The sequence below is a fragment of the Actinotalea sp. genome (assembly GCF_041597215.1).
Taxonomy (GTDB): domain Bacteria; phylum Actinomycetota; class Actinomycetes; order Actinomycetales; family Cellulomonadaceae; genus Actinotalea.
Genome location: NZ_JBFHHB010000249.1, coordinates 1 through 4480, shown reverse-complemented (window position 1 = coordinate 4480; position 4480 = coordinate 1). Strand labels below are relative to the sequence as shown.

The 4480-nt window shown below is 73.0% G+C and carries 3 protein-coding genes; 2 read left to right on the top strand and 1 reads right to left on the bottom strand.

The features are described 5' to 3' along the window. Both ABWK99_RS13880 and ABWK99_RS13875 read left to right on the top strand, forming a co-directional pair. A partial coding sequence (locus tag ABWK99_RS13880; protein ID WP_372595291.1) for an EAL domain-containing protein occupies positions 1 to 3342 on the top strand: 3342 nt, incomplete at its 5' end. 108 nt (positions 3343 to 3450) lie between these two features. Beyond that, positions 3451 to 4326, top strand: a complete 876-nt coding sequence (locus ABWK99_RS13875) for a class I SAM-dependent methyltransferase (RefSeq protein WP_372595290.1) — start codon at positions 3451 to 3453, stop codon at positions 4324 to 4326. 1 nt (position 4327) lies between these two features. Here ABWK99_RS13875 and ABWK99_RS13870 read toward each other — a convergent pair whose 3' ends face one another. Beyond that, a complete protein-coding gene (locus ABWK99_RS13870; RefSeq protein ID WP_372595292.1) occupies positions 4328 to 4459 on the bottom strand; it encodes a DUF4260 family protein in 132 nt (43 codons plus the stop codon). Positions 4460 to 4480 lie beyond the last annotated feature (21 nt).

Below are 4480 nucleotides of genomic sequence, written 5' to 3'. Positions count from 1 at the left end.
GCCGCGGTGCTCATGGGACGCGCCACGCGCATGGGCCCGGACGAGCTGGCACCGATCTGGCCCGCTGCGGGAGTGGGAGTGCTGTGGATCGTGCGCTCTGCGGCTCGTCGGCAGGTGCATGTCGCCGGGCCGCTCCTTGCCGTGCTCGCCGGGGTCCTCAACGTGGCCACCGGCGTCAGGTACGACGTCGGTGTCGCCCTCGGCATCGCGAACGGGGCCCAGGCGATCGCGTTCTGCTGGGCGATGTACGCGATCCAGCGCCGGCTCGGCCGCGCACCGCTCCGAGTGCGCGGCCCTGCGGACCTGATCGCTGCCGCCGTGGCAGCCGTCGCGGCCACCGCGCTCGGTGGCCTGGTGGCCGGCGTCGCGATGCACCTCGCCGAGGACGCTTCCCTGGAGAGCGTCCTGACGCAGTGGGTCGCGCGGAACGCGATCGGCATCCTGGTGGTCGGCGCACCCCTGCTCGTCCTGACCGACCCCCGCCGGGCACGCGTCCAGCACGCTCGGCCGGTACGGACGATCGAGACCGTCGCGGTGCTCCTGGCGGCTGCCGGCGTCCACGTGGCCTTCTTCGGGTTCATGGACGCGCCGGCGACGGCGTTCCTGCTGCTCCCGATCGGGATCGTGGTGGCCGAACGGTACGGGGCCGACATCGGCGGCCTGTACACGCTCGTCTCGGGCGCCGTGGTCGTCTGGTTCACCCTCCGCGGGCTCGGGCCGCTCGCCGTCCCGGACGTGAACGAGTCAGCACTCCTCGCCCAGGCGCTGGTCGGCGTCTCGTCGCTGGTCACGCTCTCGCTCGCGTTGCGCAACGAGGAGAGCCGGGCCGCTCACCAGCGCGCCGAGCTGGCCCAACGAGGCGCCGTGCGCCAGGCGGGGCTGCTGCACACCATCGTGGAGACCACTCCCCACGCGATCATCGTCTACGGCTCGAACGGCGGCGTCCTGCACAGCAACGCCGCGGCGCTGCGACTGCTCGACGACCCGCTCGACGAGCTCTGGGCCGCGAGGTACGACGAGCTGGACGCCACGGGCGCCGCGCACCCGCTGACGCGGTCACCGATCCGCGCCGCCCTGGGCGGAGACGGCCCGGCGGAGATCGACCTCGTCGAGCGTGTGGATGCCGGGGCCCCGGCGCGGTTCCTCAGCGTCTCGGTCGCGCAGGTGCCCACCCATGCCGACGACTCGGCGAGCGGCGGGGCGATCCTCACGGCCCGGGACGTGACGCGGACGCGCGCGGCAGCGCAGGAGATCCGTGAGGCCAGGGACCGCCTGTCGAGCCTGATGGATGCCGCCACGATGCAGATCATCGTCGGAGCCGACAGCGCCGGGCTGATCACGCTCTTCAACGCCGGCGCAGCCGCCATCCTGGGCCATGCCCCTCAGGACATGATCGGTACGCCGCTCCTGGACCTGTGGGACCCCGACGAGCTGGCCGCTGTCGGGTACGGGCTCCCCCTCCCCGACGGCACCTCGCTGCTCGACCTCGCACAGCAGTGGCACGGCACGCCGAAGCGGTGGACCTTGCGTCGTGCGGACGGCACGCGACTGGTCGCCGAGATGACGATCTCGCCGACCAGCGACGGCACGGGAGTCATGTGCGTGGCGCAGGACATCAGCGAGCACGTCGCCGCCGAGACGCGCCTGATCGACTCCGAGCAACGCTTCCGGCTCGCCTTCGACACCGCCCCGATCACCATGCTGATCCTCGACGCGACCGCGGGCAGCCAGTCGATCCTCGAGTCGAACGCCACGGCCTCGACCTTCACCGGCCTGCCGACCACCGGGCTCCGGCAGCGCACGCTGCACGACCTCGTCCACCCCGAGGACCGCGGCAGGTGCCGCCGATGGATCACCCGCCTCCTCCGCGATCCGGACAGCCAGGAGCGCGCGGAGATGCGGTTCGAGGACGCCTCGGGCGCCACCCGATGGGGCATCGCGTCGGCGGCCCTGGTCCGGTCCACCGACCCGGCCGGCCAGCAGACGTCGTACGTCCTGTGCATCGTGGAGGACGTGACCGCCCGACGCCGCGCCGAGAGCGCGCTGCTCCGCCAGAGCCTGCACGACCCGCTCACGGGCCTGCCCAACCGCGCGCTGCTGATCGACCGCCTCGCGGAGGCGACGGCGACCGGGAGCGTCGCCGGGCTGCTCTTCTGCGACCTGGACGGGTTCAAGGAGGTCAACGACACCTTCGGCCACCCCGCGGGCGACGCCGCGCTCAAGGCGATCGCCGGGCGACTGGTCACGCGCATCCGGCCGATCGACACGCTCGCGCGCATCGGCGGCGACGAGTTCGCTGTCGTCTACCCGGGGATCTCGACCCTGACCGAGCTCGAGAACGTCGCCCGGCGGCTGATGGAAGCCGTCGAGCTCCCGGTCACCGAGGACGCCGTGGACTCCTTCCCCGTCGGGATGAGCATCGGGATGGTGCTGGTCACGCCCGGGACGGGCGCCGAGGTCGCCCTGGCCTGCGCGGACACGGCGATGTACGAGGCGAAGCGCGCCGGGAACAACAGCATCCGCGCCTACCGGGAGTCCGGCCGGTCCGACCCGCCCATCACCCTGCTGCGCGAGCTGCGGATCGCGCTGCGCGACGAGCAGTTCCGGCTCTTCGCCCAGCCCATCGTCGAGATGGCCACCGGAGAGGTGCGGGCGGCCGAGGTGCTCCTCCGCTGGGAGCACCCCACCCGCGGCCTCATCGCCCCCGCGGAGTTCCTCCCCGCTCTCGAGGCGAGCACGCTCATGCTTCCGGTCGGCAGGTGGGTGCTGCGCGAGGCCTGCCGCGCCGGGGCCTCCTGGTTCCGCAGCCACGGGCCAGACGCACCCGAGGTCCACGTCAACATCGCGGCGGTCCAGCTGGAGCAGCCCGACTTCGTCGAGGACGTGCTCGCCGAGCTCGAGTCGAGCGGGCTGCCGCCCACGAAGCTCGTCCTGGAGATCACCGAGACCAAGATGCCGCGGCTGGACGGACTCGACCTGCTCGGCCTCGACGACCTGCGGCGACGCGGGGTGCGCCTGGCGATGGACGACGTCGGGACCGGGTACGCCGGGCTCGTGCAGTTCACCGAACTGCCGCTCGACCTGGTCAAGCTCGACCAGAGGTTCGTGTCCCAGTTGGGCGTCGACCCGCGGTGCGACGCCGTCATGCGCACCGTGCTCGGACTGAGCAGCGCCCTGGGCCTGGACGCGGTCGCCGAGGGCGTCGAGAGCGAGCACCAGGCCGCCATCCTGAGCGCCGCCGGCTACACCAAGGCACAGGGTTACCTGTTCGGCAGGCCCGCGCCCATCACCCTGACCCCGCCCTCCGCCCAGGCGGCCCTCGGCGCCGACGCCGTGGCCTGAGCCGCGGGGGCCACCCGCGCCGGTGCGGACGATCGCGATCGACCGGCGCCGATGCGCGCTCTGCCGGGTGCCGGAAGGGGTGCCGGGTGGGCTGCTATCGTCCGGCGCGTGTCCGCCGACGACTACCTGGAGCTCAACCGCTCCAACTGGGACAGCCGGGCCCCGGTCCACGCGCAGGGCTACGCGATCGACCGGCTGCTGGCCGACCCGCACGCCCTGTCGGCCGTCGTCGCCTTCGACCGGCCGCGGCTCGGCGACATCGCGGGCCTGGACGTCGTCCACCTGCAGTGCCATATCGGCACCGACACCCTGAGCCTCGCCCGGCTGGGCGCGCAGGTGACCGGCGTGGACCTGTCGGGGACCTCGCTCGACGAGGCGCGCAGGCTGGCGCGGCGCGCGGCCACCGAGATCGAGTACGTGCAGTCCGACGTGTACGCCGCTCCGCAGGCGCTCGGCGGGCGGCAGTTCGATCTCGTCTACACCGGCATCGGCGCGATCTGCTGGCTGCCGAGCATCCAGCGCTGGGCGCAGACCGTCGCCGCCCTGCTGCGCCCGGGCGGCCGGCTCTTCATCCGCGACGGGCACCCCGTCCTGAACTCGGCCCTGGCGATGACCGTCGGCGCCGAGCACCCCGACCGCGAGCAGCAGCCGTGGATCAGTGGTCCGGGGGCGACGACGCTCGCCCTCGAGCTCCCGTACTACGAGCAGCCCGAGGCGATGGTGTGGACCGAGGAGTACACCTACGCCGGCACGGACAAGGTCGCGCAGCCCCGCTCGATGGAGTGGAACCACGGGCTCGGCGAGATCGTCACCGCCGTCCTCGAGGCGGGCCTGGAGGTGACCTCGCTCACCGAGCACGACAGCGTCCCGTGGGACGCACTGCCGGGCTTCATGGTCCACGACGAAGAGATCGACGAGTACCGCCTGCGCGAGCGCCCCGAGCGACTCCCGGCGTCCTTCACGCTGACCGCTCGGCGGCGCTGAGCTACGCGGGGCTGACAGGCTCGACGGGCAGGCGCACCGTCGTGAGGCGCGTGCCGTCCTTGGCGCGCAGGCCGTAGCCGAAGGCCCGGTCGAGCGCCAGATGCGTCAGCCAGGCCAGCCCGAGGACGAACAGCGGGGTCGGCCATGCGAGGAG